This is a genomic window from Streptomyces akebiae (assembly GCF_019599145.1).
Lineage (GTDB): Bacteria > Actinomycetota > Actinomycetes > Streptomycetales > Streptomycetaceae > Streptomyces > Streptomyces akebiae.
Genome location: NZ_CP080647.1, coordinates 3,579,032 through 3,597,357, shown reverse-complemented (window position 1 = coordinate 3,597,357; position 18,326 = coordinate 3,579,032). Strand labels below are relative to the sequence as shown.

14 protein-coding genes are annotated in these 18,326 nt (G+C 71.8%); 7 read left to right on the top strand and 7 right to left on the bottom strand.

Annotated features, from left to right (window positions below):
* Positions 1-17: 17 nt before the first annotated feature.
* Positions 18-188, bottom strand: a complete 171-nt coding sequence (gene fxsA / locus K1J60_RS15350; protein WP_220646706.1) for an FxSxx-COOH cyclophane-containing RiPP peptide — start codon at positions 186-188, stop codon at positions 18-20.
* Between the two features lie 545 nt (positions 189-733).
* Positions 734-1,840, bottom strand: coding sequence for a threonine synthase (locus K1J60_RS15345; RefSeq protein ID WP_220646705.1), 1,107 nt, complete (start codon positions 1,838-1,840; stop codon positions 734-736).
* A 391-nt stretch (positions 1,841-2,231) separates the two neighbouring features.
* Here K1J60_RS15345 and K1J60_RS15340 point away from each other — a divergent pair, with 391 nt between their 5' ends.
* The 6 genes from K1J60_RS15340 to K1J60_RS15315 all read left to right on the top strand — a co-directional run bounded on the left by K1J60_RS15340 (position 2,232) and on the right by K1J60_RS15315 (position 9,303).
* Positions 2,232-3,458, top strand: a complete 1,227-nt coding sequence (locus K1J60_RS15340; RefSeq protein WP_220646704.1) for a DUF4190 domain-containing protein — start codon at positions 2,232-2,234, stop codon at positions 3,456-3,458.
* 149 nt (positions 3,459-3,607) lie between these two features.
* A complete protein-coding gene (locus K1J60_RS15335; protein WP_033525551.1) occupies positions 3,608-4,360 on the top strand; it encodes a GntR family transcriptional regulator in 753 nt (250 codons plus the stop codon).
* Between the two features lie 444 nt (positions 4,361-4,804).
* Positions 4,805-5,005 carry an SPOR domain-containing protein gene (locus K1J60_RS15330; RefSeq protein WP_033525550.1) on the top strand — a complete coding sequence of 67 codons (201 nt, stop codon included), beginning with the start codon at positions 4,805-4,807 and terminating at the stop codon, positions 5,003-5,005.
* Between the two features lie 45 nt (positions 5,006-5,050).
* Complete coding sequence (locus K1J60_RS15325; protein WP_184899062.1) at positions 5,051-5,458, top strand: (deoxy)nucleoside triphosphate pyrophosphohydrolase; 408 nt, start codon at positions 5,051-5,053, stop codon at positions 5,456-5,458.
* A 344-nt stretch (positions 5,459-5,802) separates the two neighbouring features.
* The gene (locus K1J60_RS15320) at positions 5,803-6,210 is read left to right on the top strand and encodes an ATP-binding protein (RefSeq protein ID WP_033525548.1); all 408 of its coding nucleotides are present in this window, start codon (positions 5,803-5,805) and stop codon (positions 6,208-6,210) included.
* A gap of 318 nt (positions 6,211-6,528) precedes the next feature.
* The gene (locus tag K1J60_RS15315; RefSeq protein ID WP_398683220.1) at positions 6,529-9,303 is read left to right on the top strand and encodes a SpoIIE family protein phosphatase; all 2,775 of its coding nucleotides are present in this window, start codon (positions 6,529-6,531) and stop codon (positions 9,301-9,303) included.
* 161 nt (positions 9,304-9,464) lie between these two features.
* Here the strand turns inward: K1J60_RS15315 and K1J60_RS15310 are convergent, their stop codons facing one another.
* From K1J60_RS15310 to K1J60_RS15290, 5 genes are all read right to left on the bottom strand, one after another.
* Positions 9,465-11,252, bottom strand: a complete 1,788-nt coding sequence (locus tag K1J60_RS15310; protein WP_259407735.1) for a hypothetical protein — start codon at positions 11,250-11,252, stop codon at positions 9,465-9,467.
* Between the two features lie 119 nt (positions 11,253-11,371).
* Positions 11,372-12,148 carry a succinate dehydrogenase/fumarate reductase iron-sulfur subunit gene (locus K1J60_RS15305; protein WP_033525547.1) on the bottom strand — a complete coding sequence of 259 codons (777 nt, stop codon included), beginning with the start codon at positions 12,146-12,148 and terminating at the stop codon, positions 11,372-11,374.
* A gap of 22 nt (positions 12,149-12,170) precedes the next feature.
* Positions 12,171-14,138 carry a fumarate reductase/succinate dehydrogenase flavoprotein subunit gene (locus K1J60_RS15300; RefSeq protein ID WP_220646703.1) on the bottom strand — a complete coding sequence of 656 codons (1,968 nt, stop codon included), beginning with the start codon at positions 14,136-14,138 and terminating at the stop codon, positions 12,171-12,173.
* Positions 14,138-14,974: a hypothetical protein gene (locus tag K1J60_RS15295; protein WP_220646702.1), complete on the bottom strand. Its 837-nt coding sequence runs from the start codon at positions 14,972-14,974 to the stop codon at positions 14,138-14,140. The genes K1J60_RS15300 and K1J60_RS15295 overlap by 1 nt, the downstream gene beginning before the upstream one ends.
* 66 nt (positions 14,975-15,040) lie before the next feature.
* On the bottom strand, positions 15,041-15,331 hold the full coding sequence (locus K1J60_RS15290) for a hypothetical protein (protein ID WP_220646701.1): 291 nt from the start codon (positions 15,329-15,331) through the stop codon (positions 15,041-15,043).
* A 486-nt stretch (positions 15,332-15,817) separates the two neighbouring features.
* On the opposite strand from K1J60_RS15290, the gene K1J60_RS15285 reads away from it, so the two are divergent.
* Complete coding sequence (locus K1J60_RS15285) at positions 15,818-18,223, top strand: ABC transporter family substrate-binding protein (RefSeq protein ID WP_220646700.1); 2,406 nt, start codon at positions 15,818-15,820, stop codon at positions 18,221-18,223.
* Positions 18,224-18,326: the final 103 nt, after the last annotated feature.

The window sequence follows — 18,326 nt, the reverse complement described above, 5'->3', positions numbered from 1 at the left end:
AGGGGGATGCCGGCGTGTCAGAGAAGCGCCGACGCGAACGCGGCGAAGCTCTCGCCCGACGGGAATCGCACATCGTGGAGCACCGAAGCGAGGACCGTGTCCGGCAGGTCCTCCAGCGCGTCCATGGGCAGGTCGGTGATGTCCACCAGGCCCGAGACGTACTCGGGGCCGCTCGTTTCTCTCAGCACCTGCCGTGCCTTTCTCCTCGCATGCGCCGACCGTGGGGCGTGCTTGTTGCCGGTGCCACGCCGGGGCACCGGGCGGCGGGACAGAGCCTAGTCGTAGAGCAGCCCTGTTACGCATTCGGGAGGCTCCCCGGAGGGAAATTCGTGCCCTATGTCGGCACGGCACCTGTCGGCGCGGGCCGAGGGACCTCCCGCTCGGTCGGTAGCACGTCCTGATGCCGTCCTGTCGAGAACATGCGGGTTTGGGGTGTCAATCTCTTGGGGTGGGCAGTTCTTCAGCAGGTCGGCACATCAGGTTGGGGAGGGGAACCACATGTGGGTGGCATGGGCGATTCTCGGTGTGCTCGTCGTGTTCAACGGTGAGTTCCGTGTGCTGGCGGTCGCAGCCGGAGCGCTCCTGTTGTGGGCCGGACACAGGCGCGGCAGCATGCTGCTGACGGCGGTCGGCGCGGGATTCCTGGCGCTGATGCTGTACGCGGCGTACTGGCCCAGAGGCCCGCGGGCCCTGCCGGTCCTGCGGCCGTTCGGGTCCTCCGGCCGTTCGGTCCTCAGCTCCCCGCCAGCCCCGTCTTCACGCCCGCGCCGCACAACGGCACCACCGCCGTGCGCGACCCCAGCGCTCCGTCACGCACCGCCGCCCAGCAGGCCACGCCCGTGGACTCGACGTACAGGCCGCGGGAGGCCAGGTCGCGTTGGGCGTGGCGGATCTGATCCTCCGTCACGGTGAGGAAGGCGCCGCCGGAGTCGCGGACGGCGCGGAGGATCTGGCGGGCCCGGGGCGGGCGGGGGATGGCGATGCCCTCGGCGAAGGTGGGTGCGGTGGGCGTGGTCCCGACGAGGTCGTCGGCGCCCTCGGTCCAGGCGTGGGCGAGCGGTGCCACGGCGGCGGACTGGACGGCGTAGAGGGCGGGGCGGCGGTCGATGAGGCCCGCGGCGTGCAGTTCCGCGACGGCGAGGGCCGCGCCCAGCAGCAGCGTGCCGTTGCCCACCGGGACCACTATCACGTCGGGGAGGCGGCCGCCGAGGTCCTCCCACAACTCGTGGACGTACGTCTTGGTGCCGTGCAGGAAGTACGGGTTGTAGACGTGCGACGCGTAGAAGACACCGTCCTCGTCCGCCGCCGCGCGGGCGACCCGGGCCGTGGCCTCGCGGTCGCCGTCGACGAGGTGGAGCTGCGCGCCGTGCGCCCCGATCTGCTCCAGCTTCTTGTCCGACGTGCCGGCCGGGACGTACACCGTGCAGGGCAGCGCGGCCCGTGCGCAGTACGCGGCGACCGCCGTGCCCGCGTTGCCGCTGCTGTCGGCGATCACCTGCCGGGGCCCGAGCCGCAGGGCCAGTTCGGCGAGGAGCACCGCGCCCCGGTCCTTGAAGGACAGCGTCGGCATCAGGAAGTCCAGCTTGGCCCGGATGCCCTCGCGCAGCTCGACGAGCGGGGTCCGGCCCTCGCCCAAAGAGACGGTGGGCGACGCCAGCGGGAGGCATTCCGCGTAGCGCCAGAGCGAGTTCACCCGGCCGGAGAGGGACTTGAGCGATGCCGGTGTGGGCGCGAAGTCCAGGTCCAGGGGGCCTCGGCAGGCCGGGCAGCACCAGGCGAGGGAGGCGGCGGGGACGCGCGTGCCGTCCGTCGGGCAGAAGCGATCCGGCAGAGGGGTCATGAACGAAGATTAGTTCGGGTGGGGCGGGTCGGCAGGGGCGGCCGGGGCGCGTTCCGAGGCTGGTGTCGGCCGGGGGGCAGCCCGTGCCGCCCGGGGAAGCCCATGCCCGGCCGGGGAAGCCCGTGCCGCCCGGGGCAGCCCATGCCCGGCCGGGGAAGCCCGTGCAGGCCGGGGCAGCCCATGCAGGCCAGGGGAAGCCCATGCAGGCCGTGCGGCACATGTCGCCAGGGGAGGTCCGTGACGCCCGGGGAGATGCGTGCCGCCAGGGATGCCCGTGGCCCCCGTGGACGTTCTGGGCCGCCCGGCGTATCGCCCGCCCCCGCCACCCGCTTACCATGCGCCCAGTCGTACGTCAGTTCCCCTCTGCTCTGCGCAAGGAGTATCCGCATCCGTGGCCACACCCCCGCCCTTCGGGCCCCAGCCACCTCACGGAGGTGGCCCGTTCCCGTCGGCGGGCCAGCCGCAGGCGGGGGGCGGGCAGCCCTACCCGTACGGGGCGGCAGCCGAGCCCTGGGGCCGGTCCTGGGGACAGGCGTATCCGGCGTGGGTGCCCACCCCGCCCGTCAACGGGCTCGCGATCGCCTCGCTCGTGCTCGGAGTGCTCTGCTTCCTGCCGGGGGTCGGGCTGGTGCTGGGCATCGTCGCGCTGGCGCAGATCAGGAAGAAGGGGGAACGCGGCAAGGGTATGGCGGTGGCCGGAATCGTCCTGTCGACGGTCGGCGCGCTGCTGATCACCCTCGCCTCGACCACGGGCGGCGCACGCGACGCGTGGGACGGCTTCCGCGGCGCGGCGAGCGGCGCGGGTGGCACCTTCTCGGTGGCGAAGGGCGAGTGCTTCGACTCGGTCAGCGGCTCCCTTGAGGGGTACGCGTACGACGTCGACATCGTGCCGTGCGACGGTGAGCACGACGCCGAGGTGTTCGCCGGCTTCCCGATGCCGGACGGCGACCGCGCGGACGGTGACTTCCCCGGCGACGACGCGATCACGGATGTGGCCGACGACCGGTGCTTCGAGCTATCGGAGGCGTACGCGATGGACGTCTGGGCGCTCCCTGGCGACGTCGACGTCTACTACTTCATTCCCACGCGGGAGAGCTGGCGCCAAGGCGACCGCGAGATCACCTGCATGTTCGGCAACGTGGACCCCGAGGCCGGCCTGACGGGCTCGCTGCGGCAGGACGCGACGACCCTCGACAGCGACCAGTTCGCCTTCCTGGAGGCCGACGCGGTCCTGAACGACGCCTTCGACGAGATGCCCGACACGGACTACGTGGAGGACGATCTGGCGGGGCACAAGGCGTGGGCGTCACAGGTGGTCGACGCCCTGGACCAGCAGACGACCGCCCTGCGCGCACACGACTGGGAGCCCGCCGCCGAGCAGGCCGTGATCGACTACGCCGACGCCCTGGACGAGGCGCGCGAGGAGTGGGAGGCGGCGCACGGGGCGCGCGACGCGGAGGACTTCAACGACCACTGGGACGAGGCGCACCGATTGACGGACGGCACCATGGCCATCACCGCGCGCGAGGCTCTGGGGCTGGCCACCGGACCGCCGACGTACGACGACGAGGACACCGGCGGGGGCGACGGCGAGGACGGGCCCAAAGCGGAGGTGTGAGACGCCCCCCATAGTGGGGAGAAAGTGCCTGCGTAAAGCCCTCCCCGGGTGCATGTCATCACATCGAGTGATTCTCTGGCCTTTGCTTGCCTGGCTGAACCCAGGGTTGCCACGCTGTTGCTGTCTGTACATCCAGATGGGAGCGGCCAGTGACTTTCGGTGAGCAGCCGGCGTACTTGCGTGTCGCGGGTGATCTCCGCAGGAAGATCGTGAACGGATCGCTGCCGCCGCACACCCGCCTCCCTTCCCAGGCCCGTATCCGCGAGGAGTACGGCGTCTCGGACACGGTCGCGCTGGAGGCCCGCAAGGTGCTCATGGCCGAGGGGCTGGTGGAAGGCCGCTCGGGGTCGGGTACCTATGTGCGGGAGCGGCCGGTGCCGCGTCGGGTGGCGCGCTCCGGATTCCGGCCCGCCGGGGGGGCCACGCCCTTCCGGCAGGAACAGGCCGACGCCGCGGCGCGCGGCACCTGGGAGTCGCGCAGCGAACAGGTCGAGGCGGGACGGACGGTCGCCGAGCGGCTGGAGATCCAGCCCGGTGACCGCGTGATGTGCACCAGGTACACCTTCCGGGACGCGGGGGAGGCGATGATGCTGTCCACCTCCTGGGAGCCCCTCGCCCTCACCGGTCGCACGCCCGTGATGCTTCCCGAGGAGGGTCCTCTCGGCGGTATGGGCGTCGTCGAGCGCATGGCGGCCATCGACGTCGTCGTCGACAACGTCACCGAGGAGGTGGGTGCCCGCCCCGGCCTGGCCGAGGAGTTGCTCGCCCTCGGCGGTGTCCCCGGGCATGTCGTCCTGGTCGTCCACCGCACCTACTTCGCCTCCGGGCGCCCGGTGGAGACGGCGGACGTGGTGGTGCCGGCGGACCGCTACCAGGTGGCGTACCACCTGCCGGTGAAGTGAGGCCGGGGCGCGGCCCGTTCGGGAATCCGGCTGAGCGCGTGTATCGGACGGTGACGTGGGCATGGGTCAAGTGGCCTTTGCCAGGGGGAAGTTGAAGTCGTCTCAGCCTCGGAGGATCCGTCCGAACGTAGTTCGAATTCGGTCGTTCTCTGCGACGGGTCGTCATGGCGCCCGGTAGGTGCCCGTTTCGCGCGAACGGCACGGGACCGCTGCTCGTCGGTGCACAGGGGGGCGCGCGGGTGGTGATCGACGGCGCGTTCGACGGGGTGCGCCCCCCTCGTCTTGGCTGGTTGCGTACCTCTTTGTGAGAAGTCGGATTCGCTGTGTAAAGGTTGGGCGTACGCTCGGGCATATGCGGATTGCGGTTTCCTTAGGTGGCGGGGCGCGGCGGCATCCGGGGGCGGGACCTGGAGGGGCCGGGGCGGGAAGGAGCGGTGGGGGTCGATGAACGACGGCACGATCACTCTTCCCTGGCTCGTCATAAGGCAGGACGACAACGGCAACCGCTACCGGGTGGGCAGGTACGCGACGCGCGCCGAAGCGCAGAAGATCGCGGACAGTCTCGACGCTCGCGGCCACAAGCAGCTCTACTGGGTCGAACGTATCGGGCAGAACGGCCAGAACGGGATGAGTGGGAGCAAGTGACGCACCCCGCCCGGCGCTCGTGTCCGCTCCCGTAGGCTCCCGCGCATGACCGAACCGATCGTGGTGGTGGGAGCCGCTCTGCTGAGCGGCGGCCGACTGCTCGCCGCGCGCCGCAGCGCACCGCCTGAGCTGGCCGGACGGTGGGAGCTGCCGGGTGGCAAGGTGGAGCCCGACGAGTCTCCCGAGCAGGCGCTCGTGCGTGAGCTGCGGGAGGAGTTGGGTGTCGAGGCGAAGTCCGCGGAGCGGGTGCCCGGTGAGTGGGTGGTGCGGCCGGGCTATGTGCTGCGGGTGTGGATCGCGCATCTGCTGTCCGGTGAGCCTCGGGCGCTGGAGGATCATGACGAGCTGCGTTGGCTGACCGTGGACGAGGTGTGGGATGTCGACTGGCTGGATCAGGATGTGCCGGCGGTGATGGAGGCGGCGCGGCTGGCTTGGGGGGACGGGGGCGCGTGATGTCGCGCCGGATGCGTTCCCTCGCCTCCGCCGCCCCTGTCCGTCCCGTCCGGGGCCCCTCGGTTGCCGTCCCCGCCCGGAGGGTGCTGCCCGGCGACCCCGTCCCACCCCAGGAACGCTGACCCCTCGTCCCCTCCTCGGGCCAGTCGAAGACTCGGCGCTCCGCGCCGGACCCGTGTGCGCGGTTCCGCGCGCCCCCTACGAGCTGGGCCGAAGGTTGAGGGTTGTCGCCCCTACGCCGTTTGTGCCACAGTGCGCCCTCGTGCGCGGTACTTCGGGCTTGATATCGGGTATGTGCCCATTAACCCCATGAAACCGGACAGGGTCTGCTTCTGGACTGGGAAGTGATCGGCGTGATCGACAGCGGAGACGACTGCGCCGAGTGGACCTTCCCCGCGCAACCAGGGGCGGTGCGGGACGCTCGTGCGGTGGTGCGAGGGCAGCTGCGCGAGTGGCGGCTGGAGGTCCTCGCCGACATCACCGCCCTGTTGGTGAGCGAGTTGGTGACCAACGCGCTGCGGCACGCGACGGGACCCATCGGAGTGCGGCTCGTGCGCCCCGCCGACCCCTCGGGGACCCTCTTGGTCGAGGTCTCCGACCCGTTGCCCGATCCACCGCGCGAACGCGCGGCCGATGCCGACGACGAGAGCGGCCGGGGGCTTCAGTTGGTGGCCTGGTCCTCCCGGGCCTGGGGTACCCGCCCCGGGGAGACGGGCAAGACCGTCTGGTTCGAGCTGGCGGTTCCCGGCTGAAGGCCTCCGTCCACGTACGAACCGAAGGTCCGGGTGCACGGCGGGGGTTCACGGCGTACGGCAGGGGGGGAGGGGGCGGCTACCGGGGGCGCGCGTGCGACCGACTGGTTCAAGCCAGTAGCGCTGGCTGGAGTCTTTGATTCGAGGGGGCAACGCCTGGTTAGAAGACTTGGGAGTATGTCGCAGCCGGTCCAAAAACGATCGGGACCGTGCTGTGATCGTGAACACCGTGTTGCGCGGCGCCGTAGTGCTGGATACTGCGGGCAGCCGCCCCTGGTGACCGAAGCCGGACGCGGTGAGCTGGAGGGGACGGTTCGCGTGAGCGAGATACCAGCGAAGGCCACGAAGTCCACGGGGTCAGGGAACCCGTCGGACCGCGCGAGGCCCGAGGCCGCAGACGATTCCGGCCTGGGCGGAGCCACTCGCGACAGCGGCGCCGCACGCGACAGTGCGGGCGACGGGCCGAACGGCGGCGGCCGCACCGACGCGCGTGGCCACGGCGCGGGCGGATCCATCGGCGGCGTCGGCGAATCCTCCGGTGGCACGGGTGTCCTGGGTGGTTACGGGGTCGGTGACCCCGTGTGGCAGACCAGCCCTCCCGGGTCCATGTACGACTACATCAAGGTCGCCTCGTTCTCGATCGGTCCGGACGGACTCGTCGACCAGTGGAGTCTGCGGGCCGAGCAGTTGTTCGGTATCTCGGCGGAACGGGCCGTGGGGATGGACCCCATCGAGACCTTCGTCGACCCCGATCGGCGCGCGGAGGGCCAGCGGAAGATGGCCGAGGTCCTCGACGGCCGGGAGTGGACCGGGGTCGTCCCCTTCCGTGTGCCGGAGCCCGGTGGGGAGGAGGGGCTCGCCGAGGTCTATGTGATGCCCACCACCGTGGAGGGCGGTGAACGGGCCGCCGTGTGCATCGTCGTGGACGTCCGGACCCTGCGCCGGATAGAGACCGACCTTGCTGCTTCGCAGGCCATTTTCGGCCAATCTCCTTTCGGTTTCCTTCTGATAGACGCCGATCTCCGGGTGAGGCGCGCCAACCAGCGGTTCGCCGCCATCTACGGAGGCGAGGTCGACGACCACCGCGGCCGGGGCGTCCACGACTATCTCCAGTCCCCGGAGGCCGAGCGGGTCGAGGCGACCCTGCGCCGGGTCATGGAGACCGGCGACTCGATCACCGACATGCACATCACGGGCTTCGTGCCCGGCTCCGAAGAGCGCCGCCACTGGTCCGTCAACCTCTACCGCGTGCACAGCGGCACCGGCCGTCCCATCGGCATCGCCTGGCTCGCCATCGACATCACGGCCCGCCGTTCGGCCGCCCGCGAGGCCGCCGCGGCCCGGCGGAATCTCGCCCTCCTCAACGAGGCGGGCTCACGCATCGGCAACTCCCTCGATCTGGAGACCACCGCCCGCGAACTCCTCGACGTCGTCGTCCCCGGCTTCTGCGACCTGGCGACCGTCGACCTCTATCAGGGCCTGCTGGCGGGCGACGAGACCCCGCCCGGACTCGCCGACGGCAGCGCCGAGCTGCGCCGGGTCGCCTTCGCCAGCGCCGTCTCCGACGCGCCGTTCGTCGGCGGACCCGCCCCCGTGCGCGTCGGGGCCGTCCACCACTACCCGTTCAACTCGGCCTGTTCGGACGCCCTGCGCACCGCCCGCCCCCAGGAGGTGCCCGAGGAGGGCAACCTGATCCAGTCGACGCTCGCCGTGCCGATGGTCGCGCACGACACCGTCGTCGGGCTCGTGCAGTTCTCCCGGACCAAGGGCAGCGAGCCGTTCGGTGAACGCGACCGGGGACTCGCCGTCGAGCTGGCCGCCCGCGCCGCCGTCTGCATCGACAACGCGCGCCTCTACCGCCGCGAACACGAACGCGCCCTCATCCTGCAGCGCTCCCTGCTGCCGCCGGGCGACCCCGAGGCCTCCGGGCTCGACATCGCCTGCCGCTATCTGCCGGGCAACGCGGCCACCGAGGTCGGCGGCGACTGGTTCGACGTCATCGAACTCCCCGGTCACCGCACGGCACTCGTCGTCGGCGACGTGATGGGCCGCGGGCTGCGGGCAGCGGTGGCGATGGGTGAACTTCGTACGGCCGTTCGCACGTTGGCCCTGCTGGACCTGGAGCCCGCCGAGGTCCTCTCGGCGCTCGACGAGATCGCCCGTGGCCTCGGCACCCCCGGTGGCGTCCAGTCGGCCTCCCGCACCGCCGCCAGCCGGCCCAGCGACAAGGACCTCTCCGAGGTCTACCTCGCGACGTGCGTCTACGCCGTCTACGACTCGGTGACCCGCCGGTGCACCTTCGCCAACGCCGGCCATCTGCCGCCGGTGCTGGTCGAGCCGGGCGAGAGCGCGCTGATGCTCGACGTGCCGCCCGGCATGCCGCTCGGCGTCGGCGGCGAGCCGTTCGAGGAGGTGGAGGTCGAACTGCCCGAAGGGGCACTGTTGGCGCTCTACACGGATGGACTGGTCGAATCCCGCGACCATCCACTCGACGAGGGCCTCCAGGCGTTCGTCGGCGCGCTCACCGACCCCGGTCAGCCGCCGACCACGCTCCGGGCGGACACGCCGCGGTCCCTGGAGGACGTGTGCGACCACGTCCTCAACACCCTCGACACCCACCACGGCGAGGACGACATCGCGCTGCTGATGGCCCGTGTGCAGGGCCTGCCGGAGGACTCCGTCGGCGACTGGACCCTGCCGCGTGAGCCGCGCAGCGTGGGGCGTGCCCGGGAGTACGCGCGCGGACGACTGCAGGCGTGGGATCTGGAACCGCTCGTCGACACGGCGGAACTCCTGGTCAGCGAGCTGGTCACCAACGCGCTGCGGTACGGCGAGGGCGAGATCCGGCTCCGGCTGCTGCTGGACAGAACGCTGGTGTGCGAGGTGTGGGACGCCGGGCTCGTGCAGCCGCGCCGACGTCGTGCCCGGGACACGGACGAGGGCGGACGCGGACTGCAGCTGGTCGGACTGCTCTCCGCCGCGTGGGGCTCCCGCCGCACACCTCGCGGCAAGACGGTGTGGTTCGAACTGCCGTTGCCGGGTGGGGAGCATGGGCTGACGGATCCGGCGGAGGCCTTGCTGAGCTTGTTCTAGGGGGTGTTTCGAAAGTCCTGTGCGGTGCTCGCGGTGTCCGGTGCGTGCTCTCGGCGTGCCGGGCGCCGTGGGTGCTGTGCGGGACTTTCGCAACACCCCCTAGGGCCGGCTTTCGCCGCCGCGCTTCCCGCGTCCCCGAGGGCACGGGGCGGCCCGGCCGCTCAGAACTGGCCGCTCATCGCTCTGCGGGCCCGGGTGGCGGATCCCCCGTAGCAGGCGGGGCCTCGTAGGTCTGCCCGGCCGGTGCCGTCCGGGGGCTCGCCGAGGATGATGCCGCCCAGGAGGGCGCCGGAGAGGCCGTCGCCGCCGGGGCCGCCGTACGGGTTGCCGTACGCCCGCACGTCCTGCTCGGCCAGGTGGCGTGCCTCCTGGGCGAGGGAGTCCGCGCGTCGGGCGTGGTCGCCGTTCTCGGCCTCGTCGTCGAGCGCCAGGTGCCGTTCCGCCTCCGACAGCCGTGTCCTGGCCCGTACGCCGACCGCCGCCCGGTGCGTGGTGACGAAGTCGGCCGCGGCCGCGACGGCGCTGCGGGACGGCAGGGACCAGCGGCTCTGGCGGCGCAGGACGTCGAGGGGGTCGTCGTCCGGGCCCGTGTACGGAGCGCCCTCCTTCACGAGCTCGGTGGCGCGGGCCAACTCGGCGGAGAGCCGCTCCACGCCCGTCACGAACAGATCCGCCTGGTCGATCGCGCCCTCGGCCGCCCGTAGGTGCACGGCCGCGGTGTCCAGGTCACCGGGGTAGGCGGACTGACGGGCCCGGTTCAGTTCGGTGGTGGCGAAGACCAGGCGGTCCTTGGCCTGCTCGACGTGGCCGGTGACGGGGAGGGAGGCGGCGGGGGCGTAGGTGTGGCGGAGGGCGGTGAGGGTGGTGGCCGCGTTCGCCGTACGGCCGGTCAGCTCACGGAAGCGGGCCTCCGCGCACTCCAGGGCGGGGGCGATGTCCCACTCCAGGGCCCGGAGTTGGTCGAAGGCCGGGGTCGCCGTGTCGAGCCGCCGCTGTGCCGTCGTGCACCGGACGAGGATCTTCTCCAGCAGCGCGCGCTCCTCGTCGGGCGACAGGGATCCGCTCGCCTCGTCCAGCCGCTGGCCCGCCTCGAACGCGGCCACCAGTTCACCCCGCGCGTCGGCCAGGGCCTCCACGAACGGGCGCACCGCGTCCCGCATCGCCGGCGTCTCCGCGAAGGGCTGAGTCGGATCGAGCGTGAACGGCGTCGCCGCGTGCGGTCCGACGGGGCCGGGCTGCCGCGTCGGGTTCGTCGCCTCCGGCTCGTCTACGTCCTGCTCGTCTACGTCCTGCTCGTCTACGTCCGGCTTCTCCGCGTCCGGGGTGCTCGGGGCCTGCGGGTCCGCGTGCGGCTTCCCCGCGCCCGGCCCGTCCGCGTCACCGCGGTTGGAGGGACCCGCTGAAGGTGCTTCTGCCTCGCCGTGTCCCGGCCGGGCCGCCGCGAAACCGAGTTCCTCGGTGCTGGTGCGGACACTGTCGTCGGTCTCGACGAGCAGGCGCCGGGCGCGGCGGCGCAGGTCGGGCAGCGGGGTCGTAGGGGGGTCGAAGACGCCGGTCGGGGTCGTGCGCAGCCGGGCGCGGCGCCTGCGTCGTACGAGGGAGTACGCGGCGACGGCAACAGCCGTGCCCGCGGCGGCCACCGGCAGGATCAGATCCGAGCCGGAGCTGTCGTCCGCCGGAGCCGCGAACCCGTCGGCGGACGGGGGCACGACGAGCCGGCCGGGGGCGGCGGCCGCGGGCCACTCGCCGACGGGCGGTCCCATGACCCTGATGACGGACCCCTCGGGGGCGTACGGACCCCTGGGGCGCCCCTCGGCGGCCGTCTCCGTCGCCGTGGGCAGCAGGAGCCACGCCAGGGCCACGAGCCCCCCGAACGCGGTGTGGGCCACGCGCACGGCTATGTGGGACGTGGCCCCGCGCGCTCGGCTCCTGCTCAGACGCGACGTCACATTCGGGAGCGTATGGCCGGTGCCGGGCGCCCGCGAGCGGGGTGGGCCGGAGTGGGCAAGCCGCCCGTGTGCGGCGGGCGGGGTGCCGACCGCCCGCCCGGAACCTCACGCCCGGAACCTCACCCCGCCGAGGAGCGCCTCCTGATCTTCGAGCCCAGCCACACCAGCGGGTCGTACTTGCGGTCGACGGCACGTTCCTTGAGGGGGATCAACGCGTTGTCCGTGATCTTGATGCCCTCCGGGCACACCTCGGTGCAGCATTTGGTGATGTTGCAGTAGCCGAGACCGTGTTCGTCCTGAGCCGTCTTCTTGCGGTCCAGGCCGGTGTCCTCGGCCGCGTCGAGCGGGTGCATGTCCAGTTCCGCGACACGCATCAGGAACCGGGGGCCCGCGAAGGCGGGCTTGTTCTCCTCGTGGTCACGGACGACGTGGCAGGTGTCCTGGCAGAGGAAGCACTCGATGCACTTCCGGAACTCCTGCGGGCGGTCCACGTCCTCCTGCATCATCCGGTACTCGCCCGGGCCGAGCTTCTCCGGCGCCACGAAGGCCGGGACCTCGCGCGCCTTGGTGTAGTTGAATCCCACGTCCGTGACCAGGTCACGGACCACCGGGAAGGCGCGCAGCGGTGTCACGGTGATCGTCTCGTCCCGCTCGAACACCGACATGCGGGTCATGCACATCAGCCGGGGACGACCGTTGATCTCCGCCGAACAGGAACCGCACTTGCCCGCCTTGCAGTTCCAGCGGACGGCGAGGTCGGGGGCCTGGGTCGCCTGGAGGCGGTGGATGATGTCGAGGACCACCTCGCCCTCGTTCACCTCGACCCTGAAGTCCTTCAGGTCACCGCCCTCGACATCGCCGCGCCACACCTTGAAGCGGGCCTCGTAGCCGCTCATGACCGCGGCTCCTCGTAGCTGCTCACTCGTACAGCTCCTCTTCGGCGAGGTACTTGACCAGCTCCTCCTTCTCGAAGAGGGCGAGCAGGTCGGGACGGATGGCTTCGGTGGTCTCGCGGGTGAGGATGATCGGGCCGACGACTTCTGCCTCTCCGGCCGCCTGAGCGGGCACCGGACCGGCCGCCGGATCGGTGAGCCGGCAGAGCAGATTGATCCGACGCCAGTCGCGGTCCATCGTCGGATGGTCCTCGCGGGTGTGGCCGCCCCGGGACTCCGTGCGCTCCAGCGCCGCCCTCGCCACGCACTCGCTGACCAGCAGCATGTTCCGCAGGTCCAGGGCGAGATGCCAGCCGGGGTTGAACTGCCGGTGCCCCTCGACACCCGCCCGGCCCGCCCGGACCCGCAGATCGGCGAGCTTCTCCAGCGCCTGTTCCATCTCGCCCTCGCGGCGGATGATGCCGACCAGGTCGTTCATGGCCTGCTGGAGTTCCTGGTGCAGGGTGTACGGGTTCTCCGGCGGCCGGCCACCCGCCGCCTCGGGCTGCCCGGGCGCCGGGCCTTCGGCGGAGAACGGGCGCAGCGCCTCGGCGGCGGCCGTGTCGACCTCGATGTCGTCCACCGGAGGGCGCGCACCGGCCAGGCCCGCCGCGTACTCGGCCGCGTGCACACCCGCCCGGCGGCCGAAGACCAGCAGGTCGGAGAGGGAGTTGCCGCCCAGCCGGTTGGAGCCGTGCATCCCGCCGGCCACCTCACCGGCCGCGAACAGACCCGGCACCCCGCGCGCCGCCGCCGTGTCCGACTCGACCGCGATCCCGCCCATCACGTAGTGACAGGTGGGCCCGACCTCCATCGCCTCCGCCGTGATGTCGACGTCCGCCAGCTCCTTGAACTGGTGGTACATGGACGGCAGTCGGCGCCGGATGGTCTCCGCCGGCATCCGCGTGGACACGTCCAGGAAGACCCCGCCGTGCGGCGAGCCCCGGCCCGCTTTCACCTCGGCGTTGATGGCCCGCGCCACCTCGTCGCGCGGCAGCAGTTCGGGCGGGCGCCGGTTGTGGTCCGGGTCCTCGTACCAGCGGTCGCCCTCCTCCTCGGACTGCGCGTACTTCTCCTTGAAGACGTCCGGGATGTAGTCGAACATGAACCGCTTGCCCTCGGAGTTGCGCAGGACACCGCCGTCGCCGCGCACCGACTCGGTGACGAGGATGCCCTTCACCGACGGCGGCCAGACCATGCCCGTCGGATGGAACTGCACGAACTCCATGTTCAGCAGCGGCGCGCCCGCGAGCAGCGCCAGCGCGTGGCCGTCGCCCGTGTACTCCCACGAGTTCGACGTCACCTTGAAGGACTTGCCGATCCCCCCGGTGGCGATGACGACGGCGGGTGCTTCGAGCACGAAGAAGCGCCCCGACTCGCGCTCGTACGCGAAGGCCCCGGAGACCCGTTCGCCGTCCTTGAGGACCCGGGTGACCGTGCACTCCTGGAAGACCTTCAGCCGGGACTCGTAGTCACCGGTCTCCTTGTGGTCCTCCTGCTGGAGGGCGACGATCTTCTGCTGGAGGGTGCGGATCAGCTCCAGGCCCGTACGGTCGCCGACGTGGGCGAGGCGCGGGTACTCGTGGCCACCGAAGTTGCGCTGCGAGATCCGGCCGTCCTTCGTACGGTCGAAGAGGGCACCCCACGTCTCCAGCTCCCAGACCCGGTCGGGGGCCTCCTTGGCGTGCAGCTCGGCCATCCGCCACTGGTTGAGGAACTTGCCGCCGCGCATGGTGTCGCGGAAGTGGACCTGCCAGTTGTCACCGGAGTTGACGTTGCCCATGGCGGCCGCGATGCCGCCCTCGGCCATCACCGTGTGGGCTTTGCCGAACAGGGACTTGCAGATCACGGCCGTACGGGCGCCCCGCTCGCGGGCCTCGATCGCGGCGCGCAGCCCGGCGCCGCCGGCGCCGATCACGACGACGTCCCACTCCTGTCGCTCGACCACGGACATCAGAACAACCTCGGATCGTCGAAGGCGCCGGACGCGACCAGGTACACATAGAAGTCGGCGAGTGCCACGCTCACCAACGAGGCCCAGGCCAGCTGCATGTGACGGGCATTGAGCTTCCCGACCCACTGCCACATCCGGTAGCGCACGGGGTGCTTGGAGAAGTGCTTGAGCTTGCCGCCGACGATGTGCCGGCACGAGTGGCAGGAGAGGGTGTACGCCCAGATCAGCACGATGTTGAGGAGGAACACGAGGGTGCCGAGGCCCATGTGGCCCCACTCGTAGTGCTCGTCGCGGAAGGCGAGGACCGTGTCGTAGGTGAGGATGCCGGCGACCAGCAGGGCGGCGTAGAAGAAGTACCGGTGCAGGTTCTGCAGGATCAGCGGGAAGCGGGTCTCGCCCGAGTACTTCTGGTGCGGCTCGGCCACGGCGCAGGCCGGCGGGGAGGCCCAGAAGCCGCGGTAGTAGGCCTTGCGGTAGTAGTAGCAGGTCAGGCGGAAGCCGAGCGGGAAGATCAGGATGATGATCGCCGGTGAGATGCCCCACCAGCCGCCGAAGATCTCCCAGTTGGGGCCGCCCCGCATGGGTTCGCAGCGTTCCGCCAGACAGGGCGAGTAGAACGGCGAGACGTACGGGGCCGCGTAGTAGTGCGCGTCCGCGAAGGCCCGCCAGGTCGAGTAGACGATGAAGGCGAGCAGTCCGGCGGCGGTGGCGGCGGGGGCCAGCCACCAGCGGTCGGTGCGCAGATGCGGGGCGGAGATCGCGGCGCGCGTACGGGCCCGCACGCCGCCGCGCTGTGGAAGGGGTTCTGTTGCCGGTGGTTCCGTACCAGTGGCCAACGGGGGACTCCCGGTCGGGTTGGTTGTCGGGGGTGGGCGGACTCGGGGGTGGGCGGACGACGGCGGTCAGGGGGCGCGGCGGTCGCGGGAGCCGAGGCCCTCGTCGTCCGAGTCCGTCCACAGGGAGCTGTCGTACGGGGTGTCGGGGATGGGGACGAGGTCGGGGCGGCGCGGCTTGGCCAGGGAGGCGGCGGCCTCGCTGAGCAGCGCGATGCTCTCGCGCAGGTGGTCGGCGTCGGTGCGGACGCGGCGTATCTCCAGGCCGCTGCCGCCGAGCTGTTGTTCCAGGCGACGTACGGACCGGGTCAGTTCGTCCAGGCAGCGCCGGACCGACGTCAAGTCGTCGTGCACGGACATGACTTGCCCTCGCTTTCACGGGGTGTGGGCCCCAAGGCGGCAACGTTCATGCGCCTGCGAGTGTCGCGCGTCACACCTGCCGGTGGGAAGCGGTTTGCGGTTTTCTTTTGCGCGGGTGGGGTGGGGGCGGGTGGGTTGGCGGTCGGGCGCGGGTGCGTGGGGTTGCTCGCGCGGTTCCCCGCGCCCCTGGAAGACCAGGGCCCGCGCCCCTGAGAAGCAGGGGGCGCAGTCCCTGCTTCTCAGGGGCGCGGGGAACCGCGCGAGCAACCCCCACCGGACCCGACACAGTCTCCATGCGACCGGCCCTCTCCCGGGGGACCCGCGTCCGAACGGGTGGGTTCCAGGGTGTCCCCGTCGTGTCGGCGGCCCCGCGCGAACCTCGTCCTCTTCAGTGGGCCGCGTCCGTCTGATCAGCTCCATATACCGCCGAACGTGATCAGAGCCGCCCCCGTCCCCGTTCTCCCACCGCGGAGCGAGGAGGTCGCAATGACGCCGATTCCCCACGACCGCGTTCGACCGCGCGCCCCGCGCCGCTCGCTGGTGTTCCTCGTCGCCGGCGTGCTCACCATGCCCGCGCTGAGCGGATGCGGTGAGGAGGATCCGGCGGGCAGGCCCGTCGCCGGACAGGACATCGCCCCCGCCGCCCGGGACCTGGTCGCCGACGGCGGCACGCTCCGCTGGGCCGTGGACGCCGTACCGGAGACGCTGAACACGTTCCAGGCGGACGCCGATCCGGCCACCGCACGGATCGCCGGCGCCGTACTGCCGTCGATGTACCGCCTCGACGCCAGTGGACGCCCGGAGCTCAACTCCGACTACGTGGAGTCCGCGAAGGTCGTCGAGCACGAGCCCCGGCAGGTCGTCCTCTACAAGCTCAACCAGCAGGCGGTCTGGAGCGACGGCCGGGAGATCGGCGCAGCCGACTTCGCCGCGCAGTGGCGGGCCCTGTCCGGCAAGGACTCCGCGTACTGGACGGCCCGGAACGCCGGCTACGAACGCATCGAGAAGATCGAACGGGGCGACAACGACCTGGAGGTCCGGGTCACCTTCGCCCGCCCGTACGCCGACTGGAAGTCGCTGTTCACACCGCTGTACCCGAAGCAGGTGATGGGCACCCCGGACGCCTTCAACGACGGAGCCCGCAAGAAGCTCAAAGTCACCGCCGGTCCGTTCGCGCTGAAGGACATCGACCGCAAGGGCGGCGCGGTCACGCTCACCCGCAACCCCCGCTGGTGGGGCCGCACCGCCAAGCTCTCCACCCTGGTGCTGCGTGCCGTGCCGCGTACCGAGCGGGTCGAGGCGCTGGCCGAGGACAAGGTCGACATCGCCGAGATCGACTCGGTCCAGGCCGAGCGGATCATGCTCGCCACCCGTGACAAGAAGGAGACAGGGGCCGCCGGGCCGCTCTCGCAGAGCGACTCCGCGAAAGCGCTGCGTTCCTGGGCCGTCGCGCACGGCTCGGACGAGGAGGCCGCCGGAGACGAGATCAGCGCCCGGAAGAAGCGGCGCGCGGCGATCGCCGAGTACACCGCCCAGCGGTCCGCCCTGCGCGGCTTCACCGTCCGCCGCTCCCTGGAACCCGCCTTCACCCAGCTCGCCCTGAACGGTTCCGACGGCCCCCTCGCCGACGAGCGGGTCCGCCGCGCCGTGGCCCGTGCGATCGACCGTGAGAAGCTCGCCGCCCTGGTCCTGGAACCCCTCGGCCTGCCCGCCGTCCCCGTGGGCAGCCACCTCGCCCTCGCCGGCCAGGCCGCCTACGCCGACAGCAGTGGCGCTCTCGGCGGCCAGGACACCGACGAGGCGCGCGCCCTCCTCGCCGACGCGGGCTGGGAGCAGGGTGGCCCTCTCGCGCCCGGGAAGAAGGCGGCCGGCGCGGAGGGGGAGACGACCGCGACGAAGGACGCCTCCGGCTCAGCCGAGCCCAGCTCCGACAAGCCCGCCTCCGGCTCGGCCAAGCCCGGCTCCGGCTCAGCCGAGCCCAGCTCCGACAGGCCCGCCTCCGGCTCGGCCAAGCCCGCCTCCGGCTCAGCCGAGCCCAGCTCCGACAAGCCCGCCTCCAGCTCGGCCAAGCCCGCCTCCGGCTCGTCCAAGCCCGCCTCCGGCGAATCCGGCTCCGCCGAGGACGAGAGCACGTACAGCGTCGGCCAGGACGACAAGCCCCGCGACGCTGACGAGAAGGAGGGCGAGGAGGGCGCGAACCTCGCCCAGGACGGCAGGCAGTTCCAGCCGGGCGGCGCGCCCGGCGCGTACGCGCCGCAGGGGACACGGGCGCCCGCCGATGCCGCCAGGGGTCCGCTCGCCAAGAACGGCAAGCTGTTGACACTGCGGTTCGTGCTGCCGTCGGGGCCGGGCACGGAGTCGCTGCGGGCCGTCGGCGGGCGGATCGCGGCGATGCTGGAGCGCGTCGGGATCCGTACGGAGATCTCCAAGGTCGCGGACGAGAGCTACTTCAAGGACCACATCGCGAACGGGCAGTACGACCTCGCGCTGTACTCCTGGCCGACCTCCGCGTACCCCGCCACCGACGCCCGGCCGATCTACGCCAAGCCGGTGCCCGCGGCCGACGGCTCGCTGAGCGTCGAGCAGAACTACACGCGCGTCGGCACCGACCGGGTCGACCAGCTCTTCGACCAGGCGGTCTCCACCCTCGACGAGGCCAAGACGCGCTCCTTGATCCGCAAGGCGGACGCCCGCATCTGGGCCGCCGCCGGGTCCATCCCCCTCTACCAGCGGCCCCAGCTCGTCGCCGCCCGCACCGACCTCGCGAACGCGGGCGCCTTCGGCTTCCAGACCCCGTTCTACGAGGACATGGGCTTTCTGAAGAAGGGCGCGAAGGGACCGGCGCGGCCCACCGGGAAGCAGTCGGACCCGAGGCAGTCCGCCGAGAAGTGACGGGACCGTCCCCGACGGACTCAGGCCGCCGCCCCGTACGACCGGGGCGGCGGCCCCCTTCTCGTGGGCCGGGGCGACCGGGACCCGTCTGAGCTGGGGCTGG